The organism is Enterobacter quasiroggenkampii (assembly GCF_043972695.1).
Classification (GTDB): Bacteria; Pseudomonadota; Gammaproteobacteria; order Enterobacterales; family Enterobacteriaceae; genus Enterobacter; species Enterobacter quasiroggenkampii.
In genome coordinates, this window is the sequence record NZ_CP143745.1 from 823,573 (window position 1) to 846,774 (window position 23,202).

The 23,202-nt window shown below is 56.1% G+C and carries 17 protein-coding genes, 3 rRNA genes and 1 riboswitch; of the genes, 13 read left to right on the forward strand and 7 right to left on the reverse strand.

The genetic code is table 11. The features are described from left to right. The 5 genes from thiS to V1572_RS03960 form a co-directional block, all read right to left on the reverse strand. A complete protein-coding gene (gene thiS, locus V1572_RS03940) occupies nucleotides 1-201 on the reverse strand; it encodes a sulfur carrier protein ThiS (RefSeq protein ID WP_032644502.1) in 201 nt (66 codons plus the stop codon). Continuing rightward, the gene (locus V1572_RS03945) at nucleotides 185-940 is read right to left on the reverse strand and encodes a HesA/MoeB/ThiF family protein (RefSeq protein WP_277718263.1); all 756 of its coding nucleotides are present in this window, start codon (nucleotides 938-940) and stop codon (nucleotides 185-187) included. The genes thiS and V1572_RS03945 overlap by 17 nt, the downstream gene beginning before the upstream one ends. Continuing rightward, nucleotides 933-1,568 carry a thiamine phosphate synthase gene (gene thiE, locus V1572_RS03950; RefSeq protein WP_395299719.1) on the reverse strand — a complete coding sequence of 212 codons (636 nt, stop codon included), beginning with the start codon at nucleotides 1,566-1,568 and terminating at the stop codon, nucleotides 933-935. Before thiE ends, V1572_RS03945 begins: the two co-directional genes overlap by 8 nt. Beyond that, a complete protein-coding gene (thiC, locus tag V1572_RS03955; protein WP_045909517.1) occupies nucleotides 1,568-3,463 on the reverse strand; it encodes a phosphomethylpyrimidine synthase ThiC in 1,896 nt (631 codons plus the stop codon). Before thiC ends, thiE begins: the two co-directional genes overlap by 1 nt. Nucleotides 3,464-3,543: 80 nt before the next feature. After that, nucleotides 3,544-3,652: riboswitch (TPP riboswitch) on the reverse strand. 54 nt (nucleotides 3,653-3,706) lie between these two features. Continuing rightward, nucleotides 3,707-4,192 carry an Rsd/AlgQ family anti-sigma factor gene (locus V1572_RS03960; protein WP_045909516.1) on the reverse strand — a complete coding sequence of 162 codons (486 nt, stop codon included), beginning with the start codon at nucleotides 4,190-4,192 and terminating at the stop codon, nucleotides 3,707-3,709. Nucleotides 4,193-4,287: 95 nt separating this feature from the next. On the opposite strand from V1572_RS03960, the gene nudC reads away from it, so the two are divergent. From nudC to V1572_RS03990, 6 genes are all read left to right on the forward strand, one after another. Then, nucleotides 4,288-5,061, forward strand: coding sequence for an NAD(+) diphosphatase (gene nudC / locus V1572_RS03965; RefSeq protein ID WP_048226934.1), 774 nt, complete (start codon nucleotides 4,288-4,290; stop codon nucleotides 5,059-5,061). Nucleotides 5,062-5,099: 38 nt separating this feature from the next. Further along, a complete protein-coding gene (gene hemE / locus V1572_RS03970; protein ID WP_395299720.1) occupies nucleotides 5,100-6,164 on the forward strand; it encodes a uroporphyrinogen decarboxylase in 1,065 nt (354 codons plus the stop codon). Nucleotides 6,165-6,173: 9 nt separating this feature from the next. Further along, nucleotides 6,174-6,845, forward strand: coding sequence for a deoxyribonuclease V (gene nfi / locus V1572_RS03975; RefSeq protein ID WP_021242964.1), 672 nt, complete (start codon nucleotides 6,174-6,176; stop codon nucleotides 6,843-6,845). Nucleotides 6,846-6,886: 41 nt separating this feature from the next. Next, nucleotides 6,887-7,477: a YjaG family protein gene (locus tag V1572_RS03980; protein WP_008503468.1), complete on the forward strand. Its 591-nt coding sequence runs from the start codon at nucleotides 6,887-6,889 to the stop codon at nucleotides 7,475-7,477. 186 nt (nucleotides 7,478-7,663) lie between these two features. Then, on the forward strand, nucleotides 7,664-7,936 hold the full coding sequence (gene hupA, locus V1572_RS03985) for a nucleoid-associated protein HU-alpha (protein WP_002445246.1): 273 nt from the start codon (nucleotides 7,664-7,666) through the stop codon (nucleotides 7,934-7,936). A gap of 11 nt (nucleotides 7,937-7,947) precedes the next feature. Then, nucleotides 7,948-8,640, forward strand: coding sequence for a DUF1481 domain-containing protein (locus V1572_RS03990; RefSeq protein WP_045909513.1), 693 nt, complete (start codon nucleotides 7,948-7,950; stop codon nucleotides 8,638-8,640). A gap of 90 nt (nucleotides 8,641-8,730) precedes the next feature. Here the strand turns inward: V1572_RS03990 and purD are convergent, their stop codons facing one another. Together purD and purH are read right to left on the reverse strand one after the other, a co-directional pair. Continuing rightward, nucleotides 8,731-10,023 (reverse strand): phosphoribosylamine--glycine ligase, encoded by a 1,293-nt coding sequence (gene purD / locus V1572_RS03995; protein ID WP_045909512.1) that lies wholly within the window; start codon nucleotides 10,021-10,023, stop codon nucleotides 8,731-8,733. A 15-nt stretch (nucleotides 10,024-10,038) separates the two neighbouring features. Further along, nucleotides 10,039-11,628 carry a bifunctional phosphoribosylaminoimidazolecarboxamide formyltransferase/IMP cyclohydrolase gene (gene purH, locus V1572_RS04000; protein ID WP_069720473.1) on the reverse strand — a complete coding sequence of 530 codons (1,590 nt, stop codon included), beginning with the start codon at nucleotides 11,626-11,628 and terminating at the stop codon, nucleotides 10,039-10,041. 561 nt (nucleotides 11,629-12,189) lie between these two features. Here purH and V1572_RS04005 point away from each other — a divergent pair. From V1572_RS04005 to aceK, 7 genes are all read left to right on the forward strand, one after another. Next, nucleotides 12,190-13,729: ribosomal RNA gene (locus tag V1572_RS04005) — 16S ribosomal RNA — on the forward strand. Nucleotides 13,730-13,927: 198 nt separating this feature from the next. After that, nucleotides 13,928-16,831, forward strand: a 23S ribosomal RNA gene (locus tag V1572_RS04010). Between the two features lie 71 nt (nucleotides 16,832-16,902). Then, nucleotides 16,903-17,018: ribosomal RNA gene (rrf, locus tag V1572_RS04015) — 5S ribosomal RNA — on the forward strand. The 16S, 23S and 5S rRNA genes sit together here, the layout of an rRNA operon. A gap of 223 nt (nucleotides 17,019-17,241) precedes the next feature. Continuing rightward, complete coding sequence (gene metA, locus V1572_RS04020; RefSeq protein WP_008503405.1) at nucleotides 17,242-18,171, forward strand: homoserine O-succinyltransferase; 930 nt, start codon at nucleotides 17,242-17,244, stop codon at nucleotides 18,169-18,171. Nucleotides 18,172-18,441: 270 nt separating this feature from the next. Continuing rightward, on the forward strand, nucleotides 18,442-20,043 hold the full coding sequence (aceB, locus tag V1572_RS04025) for a malate synthase A (protein WP_395299721.1): 1,602 nt from the start codon (nucleotides 18,442-18,444) through the stop codon (nucleotides 20,041-20,043). Nucleotides 20,044-20,074: 31 nt separating this feature from the next. Then, a complete protein-coding gene (aceA, locus tag V1572_RS04030) occupies nucleotides 20,075-21,379 on the forward strand; it encodes an isocitrate lyase (protein WP_008503407.1) in 1,305 nt (434 codons plus the stop codon). A gap of 51 nt (nucleotides 21,380-21,430) precedes the next feature. Further along, nucleotides 21,431-23,167: a bifunctional isocitrate dehydrogenase kinase/phosphatase gene (gene aceK, locus V1572_RS04035; protein WP_395299722.1), complete on the forward strand. Its 1,737-nt coding sequence runs from the start codon at nucleotides 21,431-21,433 to the stop codon at nucleotides 23,165-23,167. Nucleotides 23,168-23,202: the final 35 nt, after the last annotated feature.

The window sequence follows — 23,202 nt, forward strand, 5'->3', positions numbered from 1 at the left end:
TCAGCCCCCTGCGATAACCTGAAACAGCAGGATCTGGTCGCCTTCATTGACCTGCTGATGTTCCCACTGCTCGCGCGGCAGGATCTGTTGATTGAGCGCCAGCGCCGTTCCCGGCTTGAGCTGACGCAGCTTGTCGAGCAGTGCGGCAACGGTAAGCCCGTCGTCGCATCTCATCGGCTCATCGTTAAACAGAATGCGCATCGCGGCCTCCGCATACCGGGCAGCGGCTGGCGCGGCGTAACGCCAGCTGGCGCCAGCCGCTGGAGCGGGCATCAAACAGCCGCAGCGTATTGCGTTCCGTCTCCATGCCGCTGAGCAGCTTGATAGCCTCCAGCGCCTGCATGGTGCCCATCACGCCGACCACCGGACCCAGAATACCCGCCGTACGGCAGTTGCGCGTCGGCTCGGCATCGTCCGGCCACAGGCAGCGATAGCAGCCCTGCGTCCACGGTGGCGTCAGAACCATCATTTGCCCGCCGAACCCCACCGCGCTGGCGGTGATAAGCGGCGTATGATTTGCCACGCAGGCGGCGTTGATCGCCTGGCGCGTCGCCATGTTGTCGGTACAGTCCAGCACCACGTCGGCAAGGGCGACTTCACGGTGCAGGCTTTCACCGCTAAGACGCTCCTGTAAGGCAATCAGCTCGATATCCGGGTTAAGCTGGTTCAGCCGCTGCCGGGTGATTTTCGCTTTCGGCTGGTTGATATCGTCGGTAGTAAAGAGGATTTGCCGCTGCAGATTGCTGAGGTGGACCTCATCGTCGTCGGCCAGCACCAGCGTGCCGATGCCCGCACCTGTCAGATAGAGCGCGGCGGGTGCGCCTAATCCTCCCAGGCCAACAATCAGCACCCGGCTGGCGAGCAGTTTTTGCTGGCCGTCGATGGCGATATCCTCCAGCAGGATCTGACGGCTGTAGCGCATAAAGTCGCGATCATTCATCGCCTGCTCCTGCCAGCTGTAAAAGCTGTTCGGTGGCGGACCGCCAGTCTGCGGCCTGGGTGATGGCGCTGACGACGGCGATGCTGCCGACGTCGGTCTCCAGCACCGCCGGGGCACGTTCAAGGCTGATTCCGCCGATGGCGACGGTGGGGTAATCGGCAAGGCGTTTAACGTGACTCGCCAGCTGCATCAGACCCTGCGGTGCGGAGGGCATCTGCTTGGTTTGCGTCGGGAAGACGTGACCGAGTGCGATGTAAGAGGGACGGGCCGCCAGGGCCACGTCGATCTCCATGTCATCGTGCGTTGACACGCCAAGACGCAGCCCGGCTTCACGGATTGCGCTCAGATCCGTTGTTTCCAGGTCCTCCTGACCCAGATGCACGCCGTACGCCCGGTGCTTAACGGCCAGCCGCCAGTAGTCGTTGATAAACAGCCGGGCGTTATACCGACGCCCCAGCGCAATGGCGGCAACCACATCGGCTTCCACCTCGTCATCGCGCTTATCCTTGATGCGCAGCTGGAGGGTGCGAACGCCTGCCTCCAGCAGTCGCGCTAACCACGCCACGCTGTCCACCACCGGATAGAGCCCTAAACGGTAGGGGACGGGTGGGAAATCGGGCTGGTACATTACGCCTCCTCTTTTTTGAGGTAGATTTCGCCGCCTTTGGCGCGGAAGGTTTCAGACATGTCCGCCATACCCACTTCAATGGTTTGCGTGGCGGCGTAGTCGCGCACTTCCTGGCTGATTTTCATCGAGCAGAATTTTGGTCCGCACATGGAGCAGAAGTGCGCGACTTTGCCCGATTCCTGCGGCAGGGTTTCGTCGTGGTAGGCGCGGGCGGTGAACGGGTCCAGCGCCAGGTTGAACTGATCTTCCCAGCGGAATTCAAAGCGCGCCTTCGACATGGCGTTATCGCGGATTTGCGCGCCCGGGTGGCCTTTGGCCAGATCCGCCGCGTGGGCGGCAATTTTGTAGGTAATCAGCCCCTGCTTCACGTCCTCTTTGTTTGGCAGGCCGAGGTGCTCTTTCGGCGTCACGTAGCAGAGCATGGCGCAGCCGAACCAGCCGATCATCGCCGCGCCAATGCCTGACGTGAAGTGGTCGTAGCCCGGCGCAATATCGGTGGTCAACGGCCCCAGGGTATAGAACGGCGCTTCGTGGCAGTGCTCCAGCTCCTCGGTCATGTTGCGGCGGATCATCTGCATCGGCACGTGTCCCGGGCCTTCAATCATCACCTGCACGTCATACTCCCAGGCGATTTTGGTCAGTTCGCCCAGCGTGTGCAGCTCGGCAAACTGCGCTTCGTCGTTGGCGTCACGGATGGAGCCCGGGCGCAGGCCGTCGCCCAGCGACAGCGAGACGTCATAAGCGGCGCAGATTTCGCAGATCTCGCGGAAGTGTTCGTAGAGGAAGTTCTCCTGGTGATGGGAGAGGCACCACTTCGCCATGATCGAACCGCCGCGCGAGACGATACCGGTCAGACGCTTCGCGGTCATCGGCACGTAGCGCAGCAGCACGCCCGCGTGAATGGTGAAGTAGTCGACGCCCTGCTCGGCCTGCTCCAGCAACGTGTCGCGGAACGCTTCCCAGGTCAGATCTTCGGCAATGCCGTTGACCTTCTCCAGCGCCTGATAAATCGGGACGGTGCCAATCGGAACCGGGCTGTTACGCAGGATCCACTCGCGGGTTTCGTGAATATAGCGGCCGGTGGAGAGATCCATTACCGTGTCCGCGCCCCAGCGCGTTGACCAGACCAGCTTTTCCACCTCTTCTTCGATGGAGGAGGTGACGGCCGAGTTACCGATGTTAGCGTTAACCTTCACCAGGAAGTTGCGGCCAATAATCATAGGCTCGGATTCCGGGTGGTTAATGTTGGCGGGGATAATCGCGCGGCCGGCGGCCACTTCGTCACGCACAAATTCCGGCGTGATGTTCTCCGGCAGGCGCGCGCCAAAGCCCTCTCCCGGATGCTGGTAGCGCAGCACTTCGCTGCGGATACGCTCGCGGCCCATGTTCTCGCGGATGGCGATGAACTCCATCTCCGGCGTGACGATCCCCTGGCGGGCGTAGTGCAGCTGGGTCACGCATTTGCCCGCTTTGGCACGTTTTGGCGTCAGCAGGCCGGTAAAGCGCAGCGCGTCCAGACCGTCGTCGGCCAGGCGTTCTTTGGTGTACGCAGAACTGCGTACGCTGAGTTCTTCGCAGTCGTTACGCGCCTCTATCCACGGCTGGCGCAGCTTTGCCAGACCCTGCTGAACGTTGATCGTAACAGAGGGATCGCCGTACGGGCCGGAGGTGTCATACACCGGTACGGCTTCGTTGTCTTCATACTGCGGATTCTCTTTGCTGCCGCCGATAAGCGTCGGGCTGAGCTGGATTTCGCGCATCGGGACGCGGATATCGGCCTGCGAGCCGGAAATATAGATGCGTTTCGAGTTCGGGAAAGCGGTGCCTTCCAGGGTGTCGATGAAGTGTTGGGCCTGTGCGCGCTGTTCGCGGCGGGTCAGTTTTGCAGTAGACATAGCTCATTCCAAAAGTGAAGGACATGGCTTGTCAGACGACGGATGAAGCAAGAGAGGATCGCCCGGGGGGGCGATACAACAGCAGTGTGACTCTTGTTCCCTTCGCAGGTATTAACCTGATCAGGTTCCGCGGATCCCGAATTAACGGTCTCAGCCCGGCTTTCGCTCTGGGCACTCCGACAAGAAAAATCCCCCTCGTGAGAGGGGCGAATGGTTGTAAATTACTCGTTAACGATTAAGAACTCAAGCCGGGCGCGCGACGTTATCTTCGGGACTGGCATCCAGGACGAGGCTAATCAGTCTATCTTCCAGCGTGAATCGCTCCTCCAGCGCTTCACCGAGGTCGGATAATGCCCGCTGAAACTCAAGGTAGTTATCGTGATCGATGGCATTCTCGAGCGTGGAATCATAGTAATCCATGATCTGCTGGGTGTTGGCCTCCAGCAGCGGATAGAGTTTGCTGGCCGCTAAATACGGCGTTGTCCCTTCCATTTCGCGGATAATGCGTTCATAAATATTGAAATGGCCGTCAGACAGATAGTCGACCAGGCCCTGACAAAAATCATCCAGCGCTTTTTCGTTCAGCCGCATAAACGATTCTTTGCCAGGCTTAATGCCGACCAGATTGTAATAAGCCACGAGTAGATGCTTGCGCACATGAAGCCAGCGATCCACCAGTTTGTTACTTCCTCTAACGCGCTCAGTCAGGCTTTCTAGCTGGTTTAACATGGTCGACTCCGCAAAGTGTAGGATTGAATCTGCTTATCCAGAATGTAACCACAATGCTAACAACATGTCAGTGAAGCGAAGGTAGTGCAATAGATATGGATCGTATTATTGAAAAATCAGATCTGGGTTGGTGGATCGTCAGCCACGAACAAAAATTATGGTTGCCCGGTGGAGAACTGCCCTACGGTGCGGCGGAAACGTTCGATCTCGTGGGCCAGCCAGCGCTAAAGATCGGCGAGTGGCAGGGTGAGCCCGTGTGGTTGATCCAGCAAGCGCGTCGTCAGGATATGGGATCCGTTCGCCAGGTGTTGGATCTGGACGTGGGCCTGTTCCAGTTGGCGGGGCGCGGCGTGCAGCTGGCGGAGTTTTATCGCTCGCACAAATACTGCGGCTACTGCGGTCATACCATGCGTCCGAGCAAAACCGAATGGGCGATGCTCTGCAGCCACTGCCGCGAACGCTACTATCCGCAGATTGCGCCGTGCATTATCGTCGCTATCCGCCGGGAGGATTCCATCCTGCTGGCGCAACATACCCGCCATCGCAACGGCGTTCACACCGTGCTGGCCGGCTTCGTCGAGGTGGGCGAAACGCTGGAGCAGGCGGTGGCGCGCGAGGTGATGGAGGAGAGCGGGATCAAAGTGAAGAACCTGCGCTACGTCACCTCCCAGCCGTGGCCGTTCCCGCAGTCGCTGATGACGGCCTTTATGGCCGAATACGACAGCGGCGAGATCGTTATCGATCAGAAAGAGCTGCTGGACGCGAACTGGTATCGCTACGACGATTTACCGCTGTTACCACCGCCGGGCACCGTGGCGCGCCGGCTGATAGAAGATACCGTAGCGATGTGTCGGGCCGAGTATGAGTAGTGTTACACTGAGGCCATGACGCTTAAGGAACTGCAAAAATGACCGAACTGAAGAACGATCGTTATCTGCGTGCGCTGCTGCGACAGCCCGTTGATGTCACCCCGGTGTGGATGATGCGCCAGGCGGGACGCTATCTGCCAGAATACAAAGCCACGCGCGCGCAGGCGGGCGATTTTATGTCGCTGTGCAAAAACGCCGAGCTGGCCTGTGAAGTGACGCTCCAGCCGCTGCGCCGCTTCCCGCTGGATGCGGCGATCCTCTTCTCGGATATTCTGACCATTCCGGATGCCATGGGCCTGGGCCTGTACTTTGAAACGGGTGAAGGCCCGCGTTTCACCTCTCCGATCAAAAGCAAAGCCGACGTGGACAAGCTGCCGATCCCCGATCCGGAAGGTGAACTGGGCTACGTGATGAACGCCGTGCGCACCATTCGCCGCGAGCTGAAAGGCGAAGTGCCGCTGATTGGCTTCTCCGGCAGCCCGTGGACGCTGGCGACCTATATGGTGGAAGGGGGCAGCAGTAAAGCCTTCACCCTGATTAAAAAGATGATGTACGCCGAGCCGCTGGCCCTGCATGCGCTGCTCGACAAGCTGGCGAAGAGCGTCACGCTCTATCTGAACGCGCAGATTAAGGCGGGTGCGCAGTCGGTGATGATTTTCGACACCTGGGGCGGCGTGCTGACCGGCCGCGATTATCAGCAGTTCTCCCTGTACTACATGAATAAAATCGTCGACGGCCTGCTGCGTGAAAACGAAGGTCGCCGCGTGCCGGTGACGCTGTTCACCAAAGGTGGCGGCCAGTGGCTGGAAGCGATGGCCGCCACCGGCTGCGACGCGCTGGGTCTCGACTGGACCACCGATATTGCCGATGCCCGCCGCCGCGTGGGCGACAAAGTGGCGCTGCAGGGCAATATGGACCCGTCCATGCTCTATGCGCCGCCTGCCCGCATTGAAGAAGAAGTGTCGACTATACTGTCTGGTTACGGCCAGGGGGAAGGCCACGTCTTTAACCTCGGCCACGGTATTCATCAGGATGTACCGCCAGAGCACGCAGGCGTATTTGTGGAGGCGGTGCATCGGCTTTCTGCCCAGTATCACAAGTAAGGAGTCGTTATGGATCTCGCGTCGCTACGCGCTCAACAAATCGAACTGGCCTCATCGGTGATCCGCGAGGATCGTCTGGATAAGGATCCTCCGCAGTACATTGGCGGAGCAGACGTCGGGTTCGAGCAGGGTGGGGACGTGACGCGAGCGGCGATGGTGGTACTGAAGTACCCTTCGCTCGAGCTGGTGGAGTACAAGGTCGCGCGTATTGCCACCACCATGCCCTATATTCCCGGCTTTCTCTCCTTTCGCGAATATCCCGCGCTGCTGGCAGCGTGGGAGCAGCTCTCGCAAAAACCTGACCTGCTGTTTGTCGATGGGCACGGGATCTCACACCCGCGCCGCTTAGGCGTTGCCAGCCACTTTGGGCTGCTGGTGGATGTGCCGACCATTGGCGTTGCCAAGAAACGCCTGTGCGGGGCGTTTGAGCCACTCTCCGCCGAGCCGGGTGCGCTGGCGCCGCTCATCCATAAGGGCGAGCAGCTGGCGTGGGTCTGGCGCAGCAAGGCGCGCTGTAATCCGCTGTTCATCGCCACCGGCCATCGGGTGAGCATGGACAGTGCTCTGGCGTGGGTACAACGCTGCATGAAGGGCTACCGTTTACCGGAGCCGACGCGCTGGGCTGACGCGGTGGCCTCTTCGCGTCCGGCTTTTGTTCGTTGGCAGGAAATTCAGCGATGATTCAGGTAAACTGCGCCTAATTTTCGATTCGAGAGATCATCATGCTACAAAACCCGATTCACCTGCGCCTTGAAAAGCTGGAAAGCTGGCAGCACGTCACCTTTATGGCTTGCCTGTGCGAGCGCATGTATCCCAACTATGCCGCGTTCTGCAAGCAGACGGGCTTTGGTGATGGCCATATCTACCGCCGTATTCTGGATCTGATCTGGGAAACGCTGACGGTGAAAGACGCGAAGGTGAATTTCGACTCTCAGCTCGAAAAGCTGGAAGAGGCGATTCCGGTGGCGGATGATTTTGACCTGTACGGCGTCTACCCGGCAATTGATGCCTGTGTGGCGTTAAGCGAATTGCTCCACTCCCGCCTGAGCGGTGAGACGCTGGAGCACGCTATCGAAGTCAGTAAGGCCTCTATCACTACCGTAGCGATGCTGGAAATGACCCAGGAAGGTCGCGAAATGACCGATGAAGAGCTGCGCGCAAACCCGGCCGTTGAGCAAGAATGGGATATCCAGTGGGAAATTTTCCGCCTGCTGGCAGAGTGTGAAGAACGCGATATTGAACTGATAAAAGGGCTGCGTGCGGACTTACGTGAGGCCGGCGAGAGTAATATTGGTATAATTTTTAACCAATGAGATAAGAAAACTTGAGATAACGCCCGTTTTGTCGCTCCTCGACTCTTCCCTTTCGCCCCTTGTCTGGTCTACATTTGGGGGGCGAAAAAAAGTGGCTATCGGTGCGTGTATGCAGGAGAGTGCTTTTTTGGCATTTTCGTCGCACTCGATGCTTAGCAAGCGATAAACACATTGAAAGGATAACTTATGAACAAGACTCAACTGATTGATGTAATTGCGGACAAGGCTGATCTGTCTAAAGTGCAGGCTAAAGCTGCTCTGGAATCTACCCTGGCTGCTATTACTGAGTCTCTGAAAGAAGGCGATGCTGTACAACTGGTTGGTTTCGGTACCTTCAAAGTGAACCACCGCGCTGAGCGTACTGGCCGCAACCCGCAGACCGGTAAAGAAATCAAAATCGCCGCAGCGAACGTGCCGGCATTTGTTTCTGGTAAAGCACTGAAAGACGCAGTTAAGTAAGACGCGTGGCAGTGAACAGTTTTAGCGAAGGGGCGGCAACGCCCCTTTTGTCTTTCTGGCGCGGAACGCTCGCGCTGGCAGGCATGCTGCTGCTGTCAGCCTGTAGCCACGACACCGCTTTGCCGCCGTTTACCGCCAGCGGCTACGCGGACAACCAGGGCGCGGTCAGGATCTGGCGTAAAGATTCCGGCGGCGAAGTGCATCTGCTTTCTGCCTTTAGCCCGTGGCATAGCGGCAATACATCGACGGCGGAGTATCGCTGGCAGGGAGATGACCTGTCGCTGATTGAGCTGAACGTCTACAGCAAGACCCCCGAACACGTGAAAGTGCGTTTTGACGACCATGGCGAGCTGAGCTTTATGCAGCGCGAAGTCAGCGGTCAAAAACAGCAGCTTTCCAGCGATCAAATCGCCCTCTACCGTTACCGGGCCGAACAAATCCGCCAGACCAGCGATGCGCTTCGTCTGGGACGCGTCGTGCTGCGCCAGGGGCGCTGGCATAATGACGGGACGGTGACGACCTGCGAAGGGCAAACGGTCAAGCCTGAGCTCGAGTCCTGGGCGACCGAACACATTCAACGCCGTCAGCGTCATTCATCAATGGAAGTGAGTGTGGCGTGGCTGGAAGCGCCGGAAGGTTCTCAATTGCTATTGGTGGCGAACGAAGACTTCTGCACCTGGCAGCCGACAGAGAAGAGTTTCTGAGTTCTGTGGATTAAGCCGGATGGCGCTGACGCTTATCCGGCCTACGAACGATTCCCTCTCCCCGTGGGAGAGGGTGAGGGCGAGGAGGAATTACTCCCCCTGCTCGCGCGCAATCGCGCGATAGCCGATATCCTGACGGCTAAAGCTACCGTTCCAGTGAATATCCGCCATCAGCGCATAGGCGCGCTTCTGCGCTTCTGCCACGGTATGGCCCAGCGCGGTTGCACACAGCACGCGGCCGCCGTTGGTCAGAACGCGATCGTCCTCAGCCAGCTTCGTACCGGCGTGGAACACCTTCGCACCTTCCCTCTCTTCCAGCGGCAGACCGTGGATTTCATCTCCGGTGCTGTAGTTGCCCGGATAACCACCCGCAGCAATCACCACGCCGAGAGACGCACGCTCGTCCCACTCGGAGGTTTTTTCGTCCAGCTTGCCATCGCAGGCTGCCAGGCACAGATCCACCAGATCGGATTTCATGCGCAGCATGATGGGCTGTGTTTCCGGATCGCCAAAGCGGCAGTTGAATTCGATGACCTTAGGGTTACCCTGCTTGTCGATCATCAGACCTGCGTAAAGGAAACCGGTGTAGGTATTCCCTTCTGCTGCCATTCCCTTCACGGTAGGCCAGATGATGCGATCCATGGTGCGCTGGTGGACGTCGTCAGTCACGACCGGAGCAGGGGAGTAAGCGCCCATCCCGCCGGTGTTAGGACCCGTGTCGCCATTACCCACACGCTTGTGATCCTGGCTGGTGGCCATCGGCAGAACGTGCTCGCCGTCGACCATGACGATAAAGCTCGCCTCTTCACCGTCGAGGAACTCTTCAATCACGATGCGGTGGCCCGCATCGCCAAAGGCGTTACCTGCCAGCATGTCCTGAACCGCGGCTTCGGCTTCGTCGAGCGTCATCGCGACGATCACGCCTTTACCGGCGGCCAGTCCGTCGGCCTTGATAACAATCGGCGCGCCCTTCTCACGTAAGTAGGCCAGAGCAGGCTCCACTTCAGTGAAATTCTGATATTCCGCCGTCGGGATGTTATGACGCGCGAGGAAATCTTTGGTGAAGGCTTTGGAGCCTTCCAGCTGCGCGGCGCCTTCCGTTGGGCCGAAGATTTTCAGGCCCGCTGCGCGGAACGCATCCACCACGCCAATCACCAGCGGCGCTTCCGGGCCGACGATGGTCAGGTCGATTTTCTCGCTCTGGGCAAAACTGAGCAGCGCCGGAATGTCGGTCACGCCGATAGCCACGTTCTGCAGCGCGGGTTCCAGTGCGGTACCGGCGTTGCCCGGTGCCACGAAGACCGTTTTCACCAGCGGAGACTGCGCCGCTTTCCACGCCAGCGCGTGCTCGCGTCCGCCGTTACCAATCACTAATACTTTCATTTTCAGCTCCGGGAATTAATGGCGGAAGTGGCGCATGTCGGTGAAGATCATCGCGATGCCGTGTTCGTCGGCAGCGGCAATCACTTCGTCGTCGCGGATTGAACCGCCTGGCTGGATCACGCAGGTGATGCCGACAGCGGCTGCTGCGTCGATACCATCACGGAACGGGAAGAAGGCGTCAGAGGCCATGGCGGAGCCTTTGACTTCCAGACCTTCGTCACCTGCTTTAATACCCGCGATTTTCGCAGAGTAAACGCGGCTCATCTGGCCTGCGCCTATCCCGATGGTCATGTTCTCTTTCGCGTAGACGATGGCGTTGGATTTCACGAACTTCGCCACTTTCCAGCAGAACAGCGCGTCACGCAGTTCCTGTTCGGTCGGCTGACGTTTGGTCACCACGCGCAGGTCGGCTTCTGTCACCATACCCAGATCGCGATCCTGAACCAGCAGACCGCCGTTTACGCGTTTGAAGTCCAGGCCCGGCACGCGTTCTGCCCACTGGCCGCAAACCAGTACGCGCACGTTCTGTTTTGCCGCGGTGATTTTCAGCGCTTCCTCGGAGGCCGATGGCGCGATGATCACTTCGACAAACTGGCGGGAGATGATGGCCTGAGCCGTTTCCGCATCCAGCTCACGGTTGAAGGCAATGATGCCACCGAACGCGGAGGTTGGGTCAGTTTTGTATGCGCGATCGTAAGCTTCCAGAATCGACGTGCTTACCGCCACGCCGCATGGGTTGGCGTGCTTGACGATAACGCAGGCCGGCTCGCTGAACTCTTTCACGCATTCCAGCGCCGCGTCGGTGTCGGCAATGTTGTTATAGGAGAGCGCTTTGCCCTGCACCTGCTGAGCGGTTGCAACAGAGGCTTCTTTTACCTCTTCTTCTATATAGAAGGCTGCCTGCTGGTGGCTGTTCTCACCGTAACGCATATCCTGCTTCTTAATGAAGTTCAGGTTCAGGGTGCGCGGGAAGCGGCCGGAAGGATCTTTGCTTTCACCGTGGTAAGCCGGTACCAGGCTACCGAAGTAGTTGGCGATCATGCTGTCGTACGCCGCGGTGTGTTCGAAGGCTTTGATGGCGAGGTCGAAACGCGTTTCCAGGGTCAGCGACCCTTCGTTGGCGTCCATCTCATTAATAATGGTGGTGTAATCGCTGCTCTTTACCACGATGGCGACATCTTTATGGTTCTTGGCCGCAGAGCGCACCATGGTCGGGCCGCCGATATCAATGTTCTCTACAGCATCTTCCAGAGAGCAGCCTTCGCGGGCAACGGTCTGGGCAAACGGGTAGAGGTTAACGACAACCATGTCGATCGGCGCGATGTCGTGCTGTTCCATAATGGCGTCGTCCTGACCGCGACGGCCAAGAATACCGCCGTGGACTTTCGGATGCAGGGTTTTGACGCGTCCATCCATCATTTCCGGGAAACCGGTGTAATCGGACACTTCGGTTACCGGCAGACCTTTATCTGCTAACAGGCGAGCGGTTCCACCTGTGGAAAGCAGCTCCACACCGCGTGCAGAAAGTGCCTGAGCGAATTCGACGATACCGGCTTTATCAGAAACACTGAGCAGAGCGCGGCGGACTGGACGACGTTGTTGCATGGTAAATCCCCTGGATTTCACGATTACAGAGAGCGTTAGATGAATTTTCCTGTGAAAAACTCATCTAACACACCTGACGAGGCATCCTTGTTAAGCGCGAGCATTTTAACGAAAACGTTTGCGCAACGCTCGCACATTTTTACTTTTTCGTATCATTGTGGATAAGTCTGTGCGTAAAAAGGTATAAGGCGGGGTTTTGCTGTGGAATGCAGCAGTCAGTCATTTTTCTGTCATTTAGCGGTTGCGGCCTGCGGAGAACTCCCTATAATGCGCCTCCATCGACACGGCGGATGTGAATCACTTCACACAACAAGCGGTTCGGTTGAAGAGAAAAAATCCTGAAATAACGGGTTGACTCTGAAAGAGGAAAGCGTAATATACGCCACCTCGCAACGGTGAGCAAAAGCCGCGTTGCACTGCTCTTTAACAATTTATCAGACAATCTGTGTGGGCACTCAAAGTGACATGGATTCTTAATGTCTTCGGACAATAAATGAATACCAAGTCTCTGAGTGAACATGCGTAATTCATTACGAAGTTTAATTCACGAGCATCAAACTTAAATTGAAGAGTTTGATCATGGCTCAGATTGAACGCTGGCGGCAGGCCTAACACATGCAAGTCGAGCGGTAACACAGGGAGCTTGCTCCTGGGTGACGAGCGGCGGACGGGTGAGTAATGTCTGGGAAACTGCCTGATGGAGGGGGATAACTACTGGAAACGGTAGCTAATACCGCATAACGTCGCAAGACCAAAGAGGGGGACCTTCGGGCCTCTTGCCATCAGATGTGCCCAGATGGGATTAGCTAGTAGGTGGGGTAATGGCTCACCTAGGCGACGATCCCTAGCTGGTCTGAGAGGATGACCAGCCACACTGGAACTGAGACACGGTCCAGACTCCTACGGGAGGCAGCAGTGGGGAATATTGCACAATGGGCGCAAGCCTGATGCAGCCATGCCGCGTGTATGAAGAAGGCCTTCGGGTTGTAAAGTACTTTCAGCGGGGAGGAAGGTGTTGAGGTTAATAACCTCAGCAATTGACGTTACCCGCAGAAGAAGCACCGGCTAACTCCGTGCCAGCAGCCGCGGTAATACGGAGGGTGCAAGCGTTAATCGGAATTACTGGGCGTAAAGCGCACGCAGGCGGTCTGTCAAGTCGGATGTGAAATCCCCGGGCTCAACCTGGGAACTGCATTCGAAACTGGCAGGCTAGAGTCTTGTAGAGGGGGGTAGAATTCCAGGTGTAGCGGTGAAATGCGTAGAGATCTGGAGGAATACCGGTGGCGAAGGCGGCCCCCTGGACAAAGACTGACGCTCAGGTGCGAAAGCGTGGGGAGCAAACAGGATTAGATACCCTGGTAGTCCACGCCGTAAACGATGTCGACTTGGAGGTTGTGCCCTTGAGGCGTGGCTTCCGGAGCTAACGCGTTAAGTCGACCGCCTGGGGAGTACGGCCGCAAGGTTAAAACTCAAATGAATTGACGGGGGCCCGCACAAGCGGTGGAGCATGTGGTTTAATTCGATGCAACGCGAAGAACCTTACCTACTCTTGACATCCAGAGAACTTTCCAGAGATGGATTGGTGCCTTCGGGAACTCTGAGACAGGTGCTGCATGGCTGTCGTCAGCTCGTGTTGTGAAATGTTGGGTTAAGTCCCGCAACGAGCGCAACCCTTATCCTTTGTTGCCAGCGGTTAGGCCGGGAACTCAAAGGAGACTGCCAGTGATAAACTGGAGGAAGGTGGGGATGACGTCAAGTCATCATGGCCCTTACGAGTAGGGCTACACACGTGCTACAATGGCGCATACAAAGAGAAGCGACCTCGCGAGAGCAAGCGGACCTCATAAAGTGCGTCGTAGTCCGGATTGGAGTCTGCAACTCGACTCCATGAAGTCGGAATCGCTAGTAATCGTAGATCAGAATGCTACGGTGAATACGTTCCCGGGCCTTGTACACACCGCCCGTCACACCATGGGAGTGGGTTGCAAAAGAAGTAGGTAGCTTAACCTTCGGGAGGGCGCTTACCACTTTGTGATTCATGACTGGGGTGAAGTCGTAACAAGGTAACCGTAGGGGAACCTGCGGTTGGATCACCTCCTTACCTTAAAGAACCTGCCTTTGCAGTGCTCACACAGATTGTCTGATGAATGATGAACTTCTGAATGTACTTTTGAGTGCATTAAGAAGTTTTGCTCTTTAAAAATCTGGATCAAGCTGAAAATTGAAACGACACATCTTTAAGGTGTGTTCGAGTCTCTCAAATTTTCGCAATCAGAAGTGAAACATCTTCGGGTTGTGAGGTTAAGCGACTAAGCGTACACGGTGGATGCCCTGGCAGTCAGAGGCGATGAAGGACGTGCTAATCTGCGAAAAGCGCCGGCGAGGTGATATGAACCTTTGACCCGGCGATGTCCGAATGGGGAAACCCAGTGTGATTCGTCACACTATCGTTAACTGAATACATAGGTTAACGAGGCGAACCGGGGGAACTGAAACATCTAAGTACCCCGAGGAAAAGAAATCAACCGAGATTCCCCCAGTAGCGGCGAGCGAACGGGGAGCAGCCCAGAGTCTGAATCAGCTTGTGTGTTAGTGGAAGCGTCTGGAAAGTCGCACGGTACAGGGTGACAGTCCCGTACACGAAAACACACAGGTTGTGAACTCGAAGAGTAGGGCGGGACACGTGGTATCCTGTCTGAATATGGGGGGACCATCCTCCAAGGCTAAATACTCCTGACTGACCGATAGTGAACCAGTACCGTGAGGGAAAGGCGAAAAGAACCCCGGCGAGGGGAGTGAAAAAGAACCTGAAACCGTGTACGTACAAGCAGTGGGAGCACCTTCGTGGTGTGACTGCGTACCTTTTGTATAATGGGTCAGCGACTTATATTCTGTAGCAAGGTTAACCGTATAGGGGAGCCGAAGGGAAACCGAGTCTTAACTGGGCGTTAAGTTGCAGGGTATAGACCCGAAACCCGGTGATCTAGCCATGGGCAGGTTGAAGGTTGGGTAACACTAACTGGAGGACCGAACCGACTAATGTTGAAAAATTAGCGGATGACTTGTGGCTGGGGGTGAAAGGCCAATCAAACCGGGAGATAGCTGGTTCTCCCCGAAAGCTATTTAGGTAGCGCCTCGTGAACTCATCTTCGGGGGTAGAGCACTGTTTCGGCTAGGGGGCCATCCCGGCTTACCAACCCGATGCAAACTACGAATACCGAAGAATGTTATCACGGGAGACACACGGCGGGTGCTAACGTCCGTCGTGAAGAGGGAAACAACCCAGACCGCCAGCTAAGGTCCCAAAGTCATGGTTAAGTGGGAAACGATGTGGGAAGGCACAGACAGCCAGGATGTTGGCTTAGAAGCAGCCATCATTTAAAGAAAGCGTAATAGCTCACTGGTCGAGTCGGCCTGCGCGGAAGATGTAACGGGGCTAAACCATGCACCGAAGCTGCGGCAGCGACACTATGTGTTGTTGGGTAGGGGAGCGTTCTGTAAGCCGTTGAAGGTGTGCTGTGAGGCATGCTGGAGGTATCAGAAGTGCGAATGCTGACATAAGTAACGATAAAGCGGGTGAAAAGCCCGCTCGCCGGAAGACCAAGGGTTCCTGTCCAACGTTAATCGGGGCAGGGTGAGTCGACCCCTAAGGCGAGGCCGAAAGGCGTAGTCGATGGGAAACAGGTTAATATTCCTGTACTTGGTGTTACTGCGAAGGGGGGACGGAGAAGGCTATGTTAGCCGGGCGACGGTTGTCCCGGTTTAAGCATGTAGGCGGAGGTTCCAGGTAAATCCGGTACCTTTTAACGCTGAGGTGTGATGACGAGGCACTACGGTGCTGAAGTAACAAATGCCCTGCTTCCAGGAAAAGCCTCTAAGCATCAGGTAACACGAAATCGTACCCCAAACCGACACAGGTGGTCAGGTAGAGAATACCAAGGCGCTTGAGAGAACTCGGGTGAAGGAACTAGGCAAAATGGTGCCGTAACTTCGGGAGAAGGCACGCTGATATGTAGGTGAAGCCCCTGCGGGTGGAGCTGAAATCAGTCGAAGATACCAGCTGGCTGCAACTGTTTATTAAAAACACAGCACTGTGCAAACACGAAAGTGGACGTATACGGTGTGACGCCTGCCCGGTGCCGGAAGGTTAATTGATGGGGTTAGCGGCAACGCGAAGCTCTTGATCGAAGCCCCGGTAAACGGCGGCCGTAACTATAACGGTCCTAAGGTAGCGAAATTCCTTGTCGGGTAAGTTCCGACCTGCACGAATGGCGTAATGATGGCCAGGCTGTCTCCACCCGAGACTCAGTGAAATTGAACTCGCTGTGAAGATGCAGTGTACCCGCGGCAAGACGGAAAGACCCCGTGAACCTTTACTATAGCTTGACACTGAACACTGGTCCTTGATGTGTAGGATAGGTGGGAGGCTTTGAAGTGTGGACGCCAGTCTGCATGGAGCCGTCCTTGAAATACCACCCTTTAATGGCTGGTGTTCTAACGTAGACCCGTGATCCGGGTTGCGGACAGTGTCTGGTGGGTAGTTTGACTGGGGCGGTCTCCTCCCAAAGAGTAACGGAGGAGCACGAAGGTTAGCTAATCCTGGTCGGACATCAGGAGGTTAGTGCAATGGCATAAGCTAGCTTGACTGCGAGAGTGACGGCTCGAGCAGGTGCGAAAGCAGGTCATAGTGATCCGGTGGTTCTGAATGGAAGGGCCATCGCTCAACGGATAAAAGGTACTCCGGGGATAACAGGCTGATACCGCCCAAGAGTTCATATCGACGGCGGTGTTTGGCACCTCGATGTCGGCTCATCACATCCTGGGGCTGAAGTAGGTCCCAAGGGTATGGCTGTTCGCCATTTAAAGTGGTACGCGAGCTGGGTTTAGAACGTCGTGAGACAGTTCGGTCCCTATCTGCCGTGGGCGCTGGAGAATTGAGGGGGGCTGCTCCTAGTACGAGAGGACCGGAGTGGACGCATCACTGGTGTTCGGGTTGTCATGCCAATGGCACTGCCCGGTAGCTAAATGCGGAAAAGATAAGTGCTGAAAGCATCTAAGCACGAAACTTGCCCCGAGATGAGTTCTCCCTGAGACTTTAAGTCTCCTGAAGGAACGTTGAAGACGACGACGTTGATAGGTCGGGTGTGTAAGCGCAGCGATGCGTTGAGCTAACCGATACTAATGAACCGTGAGGCTTAACCTTACAACGCCGAAGATGTTTTGGCGAAGAGACGAACAATCAAAATTCAGCCTGATACAGATTAACAGAATTTGCCTGGCGGCTTTAGCGCGGTGGTCCCACCTGACCCCATGCCGAACTCAGAAGTGAAACGCCGTAGCGCCGATGGTAGTGTGGGGTCTCCCCATGTGAGAGTAGGGAACTGCCAGGCATCAATTAAGAAGAACCCCGTACCGTAAGGTGCGGGGTTTTTTGCTTTTGTTTTCTCCCTCTCCCTGTGGGAGAGGGACGGGGTGAGGGCGTCAGACTGCACCATCCTCTCCTTGAAACTTTCTCACCTTCTGCTTGCAGACTCGACATTCAAGCCATTTCTGGGTATCGTTAGCTGTCTGGATGTCTAAACGTTTATACGTATGCTGTGAGGATACAAAGCTATGCCGATTCGGGTGCAGGACGAGCTACCAGCCGTCAATTTCTTGCGTGAAGAAAATGTCTTTGTGATGACGACTTCACGTGCGACAGGTCAGGAAATTCGCCCGCTGAAGGTGCTTATTCTCAATCTGATGCCCAAAAAGATCGAAACAGAAAACCAGTTCCTGCGTCTGCTGTCGAACTCCCCGCTGCAGGTCGATATTCAACTGCTGCGAATCGACGCCCGTGAGTCACGCAATACGCCTTCTGAGCATCTGAACAACTTCTACTGCAACTTCGATGACATTCAGGGTGAAAACTTCGACGGTCTGATTGTGACCGGCGCGCCGCTGGGCCTGGTGGAATTTAACGATGTCGCTTACTGGCCGCAGATCAAACAGGTTCTGGAGTGGGCAAAAGATCACGTCACGTCCACGCTGTTTGTCTGTTGGGCGGTACAAGCCGCACTGAATATTCTCTATGGCATCCCCAAGCAAACCCGCACTGAAAAGCTCTCCGGCGTATACGAACACCATATTCTCCATCCCCATGCGTTGCTGACGCGCGGGTTTGATGATTCTTTCCTGGCTCCGCATTCTCGCTACGCTGACTTCCCGGCCCAGCTGATTCGTGATTACACCGATCTGGAGATTCTGGCCGAAACGGAAGATGGGGACGCTTACCTGTTTGCCAGTAAAGATAAGCGCATTGCCTTTGTGACCGGACATCCTGAGTACGATCCGCACACCCTTGCGTCAGAATATTTCCGTGATGTCGAAGCGGGTCTGAACCCGGATGTCCCGTACAACTATTTCCCGAAAGACGATCCGCAAAACAAACCGAGAGCGACCTGGCGAAGCCACGGGAATTTGCTTTTTACTAACTGGCTCAACTATTACGTCTACCAGATAACGCCATACGATCTGCGTCACATGAATCCAACGCTGGAGTAATCGTCTGCACTAAACGATCCTAAAGCGTTTCAGCTATTCAAATCAGGCACCTTCGGGTGCCTTTTTTATTTCCGAAATGTCACTCATCATTCTTTAAAACTTTAATTTCAATAAAATCAATCAATTAATTGCAATTTATAATTAAAATGGAAATTGTTTTTGATTTTAGAAAAAATAGAGATAGTCTTAATTCTGCTGAGCGAAAACTACCCAACGATCTTTCGTTCGCATCGGGAGCGTGATTTTGGATCTTTGATGAGGAGCAGAGTAATGACTCAACAGGCAACGACGGTCGATGAACTGGCCTTTACCCAGCCGTATGGCGAGCAAGAACAGCAAGTTTTGACGGCAGAAGCGGTAGAATTTCTGACTGAACTGGTGACCCGCTTTACCCCGCAGCGCAATAAGCTGCTGGCGGCACGTATTCATCAGCAGCAGGAAATTGATAACGGCAAGTTGCCTGGTTTTATTTCGGAAACCGCTTCCATTCGCCGTGGCGAGTGGAAAATCCGCGGCATCCCTGAAGATTTACAGGATCGCCGCGTCGAGATCACCGGTCCGGTAGAGCGCAAAATGGTGATCAACGCCATGAACGCCAACGTTAAGGTCTTTATGGCCGATTTTGAAGACTCGCTGGCGCCGGACTGGCGTAAGGTCATCGACGGACAGATCAACCTGCGCGACGCCGTAAACGGCACCATCAGCTATACCAACGAAACCGGCAAAATATACCAGCTCAAACCGAACCCGGCGGTACTGATCTGTCGCGTGCGTGGGCTGCACCTGCCGGAAAAACATGTCACCTGGCGTGGTGAAGCCATTCCGGGAAGCCTGTTTGATTTTGCGCTCTATTTCTTCCACAACTACAAAGCCCTGCTGGCGAAGGGCAGCGGCCCATATTTCTATCTGCCTAAAACGCAGGCCTGGCAGGAAGCGGCCTGGTGGAGCGAAGTCTTCAGCTATGCGGAAGATCGTTTCAACCTGCCGCGCGGCACCATCAAAGCCACCTTGCTGATTGAAACGCTGCCTGCCGTGTTCCAGATGAATGAAATTCTGCACGCCCTGCGTGACCACATTGTCGGCCTGAACTGCGGACGCTGGGACTATATTTTCAGCTACATCAAAACGCTGAAAAATTATCCCGATCGCGTACTGCCGGATCGCCAGGTCGTGACCATGGATAAATCGTTCCTGAGCGCCTACTCGCGTCTACTGATCAAAACCTGCCACAAGCGCGGTGCCTTCGCGATGGGCGGCATGGCGGCCTTTATCCCGAGCAAAGATGCCGAGCGCAACAATCAGGTGCTCAACAAGGTGAAAGCCGACAAAGAGCTTGAAGCACGTAACGGCCATGACGGGACGTGGATCGCGCATCCGGGTCTGGCCGATACGGCGATGGACGTCTTTAACCGCGTGCTTGGCGACAATAAAAACCAGCTGTTTGTCACGCGTGAAGACGATGCCCCAACGGCTGAAGAACAGCTGCTGGCCCCGTGCGCGGGCGAACGGACGGAAGAGGGGATGCGGGCCAATATCCGCGTTGCGGTGCAGTACATCGAAGCGTGGATCTCCGGCAACGGCTGCGTGCCGATCTACGGCCTGATGGAAGATGCTGCGACGGCGGAGATCTCACGTACCTCTATCTGGCAGTGGATCCACCATCAAAAAACGCTCAGCAACGGCAAGCTGGTGACCAAATCCCTGTTCCGCCAGATGCTGGCCGAAGAGATGCGGGTGATCCAGGACGAGCTGGGCGAACACCGCTTCAGCAGCGGACGCTTTGACGACGCTGCGCGCCTGATGGAGCAAATCACCACATCAGATGACTTAATCGACTTCCTGACCCTGCCGGGATACCGCTTCCTGGCGTAACTCACCACATAACAATATGGAGCATCTGCACATGAAAACCCGTACCCAACAAATCGAAGAATTAAAGAAAGAGTGGACACAACCTCGCTGGGAAGGCATCCGCCGTCCGTACAGCGCGGAGGACGTGGTGAAATTACGCGGCTCGGTCAATCCGGAATGCACGCTGGCGCAAAATGGCGCGGCTAAAATGTGGAAGCTGCTGCACGGTGGCTCTAAAAAGGGCTACATCAACAGCCTCGGCGCGCTGACCGGCGGTCAGGCGCTGCAGCAGGCGAAGGCCGGTATTGAGGCGATTTACCTCTCCGGCTGGCAGGTCGCGGCGGACGCCAACCTGGCCTCCAGCATGTACCCGGATCAGTCGCTCTATCCGGCTAACTCCGTGCCGTCGGTCGTGGATCGGATCAACAACACTTTCCGTCGTGCGGATCAGATCCAGTGGGCGGCGGGCATCGAGCCTAACGATCCGCGCTTTATTGACTATTTCCTGCCGATCGTTGCAGATGCGGAAGCGGGCTTCGGCGGCGTGCTGAACGCCTTTGAACTGATGAAATCGATGATTGAAGCCGGTGCAGCGGCCGTTCACTTCGAAGATCAGCTGGCGTCAGTGAAGAAGTGCGGACATATGGGCGGTAAGGTGCTGGTTCCCACACAGGAAGCGGTTCAGAAGCTGGTTGCCGCGCGTCTGGCTGCTGACGTGCTCGGCGTGCCGACGCTGGTCATTGCCCGTACCGATGCCGACGCGGCTGACCTGATCACCTCTGACTGCGATCCGTACGACAGCGAGTTCATCACCGGCGAGCGTACCAGTGAAGGTTTCTATCGTACCCACGCGGGTATCGAGCAGGCGATCAGCCGCGGTCTGGCGTACGCGCCGTACGCGGATCTGGTCTGGTGTGAAACGTCTACGCCGGATCTGGCGCTGGCAAAACGCTTTGCTGATGCCATTCATGCGAAGTACCCGGGCAAACTGCTGGCCTACAACTGCTCGCCGTCCTTCAACTGGCAGAAAAAGCTGGATGACAAAACGATCGCCAGCTTCCAGCAGCAGCTGTCCGACATGGGCTACAAATACCAGTTCATTACTCTGGCAGGCATCCACAGCATGTGGTTCAACATGTTCGATCTGGCGCACGCCTATGCGCAGGGTGAGGGCATGAAGCACTACGTTGAGAAGGTGCAGCAGCCGGAATTTGCGGCGGGCAAAGATGGTTATACCTTCGTCTCTCACCAGCAGGAAGTGGGCACCGGCTACTTTGATAATGTGACCACGATTATTCAGGGCGGCACCTCCTCCGTCACCGCCTTGACGGGTTCAACGGAAGAAGCACAGTTCTAATCTTTTCCCCCTCTCCCCCCTGGGGAGAGGGTTGGTGGTGAGGGGGAATATATGTCGCGTGGCCTGGAATTACTGATTGCCCAAACTATTTTGCAGGGCTTCGATGCCCAGTATGGTCGTTTTCTTGAAGTGACCTCCGGCGCGCAGCAGCGCTTCGAACACGCAGACTGGCATGCGGTTCAGCAGGCCATGAAGCAGCGTATCCATCTTTATGACCACCACGTGGGTCTGGTGGTGGAGCAGTTGCGCTGTATTACCGACGGTAAAAGTCCGGACGCGGAATTTTTACTGCGCGTAAAAGAGCATTACACCCATTTGTTACCCGACTACCCGCGCTTCGAGATTGCGGAGAGCTTTTTCAACTCCGTCTATTGCCGGTTATTTGACCACCGCTCATTATCTCCTGAGCGGTTATTTATCTTCAGCTCCCAGCCCGAGCGACGCTTTCGTACCATTCCGCGTCCGCTGGCGAAAGATTTCTTCCCCGATCGCGGATGGGAAAAGCTCCTGCACCGCGTGCTTACAGATCTGCCGCTGCGCCTGCCCTGGGAGAATAAAACCCGGGATATCGGGTATATCCACGCCCATCTCAAGGAATCCTTCGGCGCGGAGGTGCTCAGCCACAGCCATTTGCAGGTGGCCAACGAGCTTTTCTACCGCAATAAAGCGGCCTGGCTGGTGGGCAAACTGGTTACGACGACGGCCATTGTGCCGTTTCTGCTGCCCATTCACCGCACCGACGGCGGGGAACTGTTTGTCGATACCTGCCTGACCACCAGCGCCGAGGCCAGCATCGTGTTTGGCTTCGCCCGTTCCTATTTTATGGTCTATGCCCCGTTACCTGCCGCGCTGGTGGAGTGGCTGCGCGAGATCCTGCCGGGCAAAACCACCGCTGAGCTGTATATGGCTATTGGCTGCCAGAAGCACGCTAAAACGGAAAGCTACCGGGAATACCTGCGTTATGTCACTACCGCTGATGAGCAGTTCATCGAAGCGCCCGGCATTCGCGGCATGGTGATGCTGGTGTTTACGCTGCCGGGCTTTGACCGGGTCTTTAAGGTAATTAAGGACAGATTCGCGCCGCAGAAAGAGATGACTGCCGCGCACGTCCGCGCATGCTACCAGCTGGTTAAGGAGCACGACCGCGTCGGGCGCATGGCGGATACTCAGGAATTCGAAAACTTTGTGCTGGATAAGCAGCAGATCGATCCGGCACTCATGGCGCTTTTATTGCAGGAAGCACCTGCCAAAATCACCGATCTTGGCGACAAGATCGCCATCAGCCATCTCTATATTGAACGACGCATGGTGCCGCTGAATATCTGGCTGGAGCAGTCCGACGGTCAGGCTTTAAGAGATGCGATTGAAGAGTACGGCAACGCGATTCGTCAGCTTGCCGCCGCCAACATCTTCCCGGGCGATATGCTGTTTAAAAACTTCGGCGTCACCCGTCACGGTCGGGTGGTGTTCTACGATTACGACGAAATTTGCTACATGACCGAGGTGAACTTCCGCGATATTCCACCGCCCCGCTACCCGGAAGATGAGCTTTCCAGCGAGCCGTGGTACAGCGTTTCGCCGGGCGATGTGTTTCCCGAAGAGTTTCGCCACTGGTTGTGCGCCGATCCGCGCATCGGGCCGCTATTCGAAGAGATGCATGCCGATCTGTTTCGCGCCAGCTACTGGCGCGGACTGCAAACGCGGATCAAAAATGGGCATGTCGAAGATGTGTATGCATACCGCCGCAAGCAGCGGTTTTGCATCAGGTTTTCAGAGGGCATCATGTAGGCCGGGTAAGGCGAAGTCGCCACCCGGCAATGCAT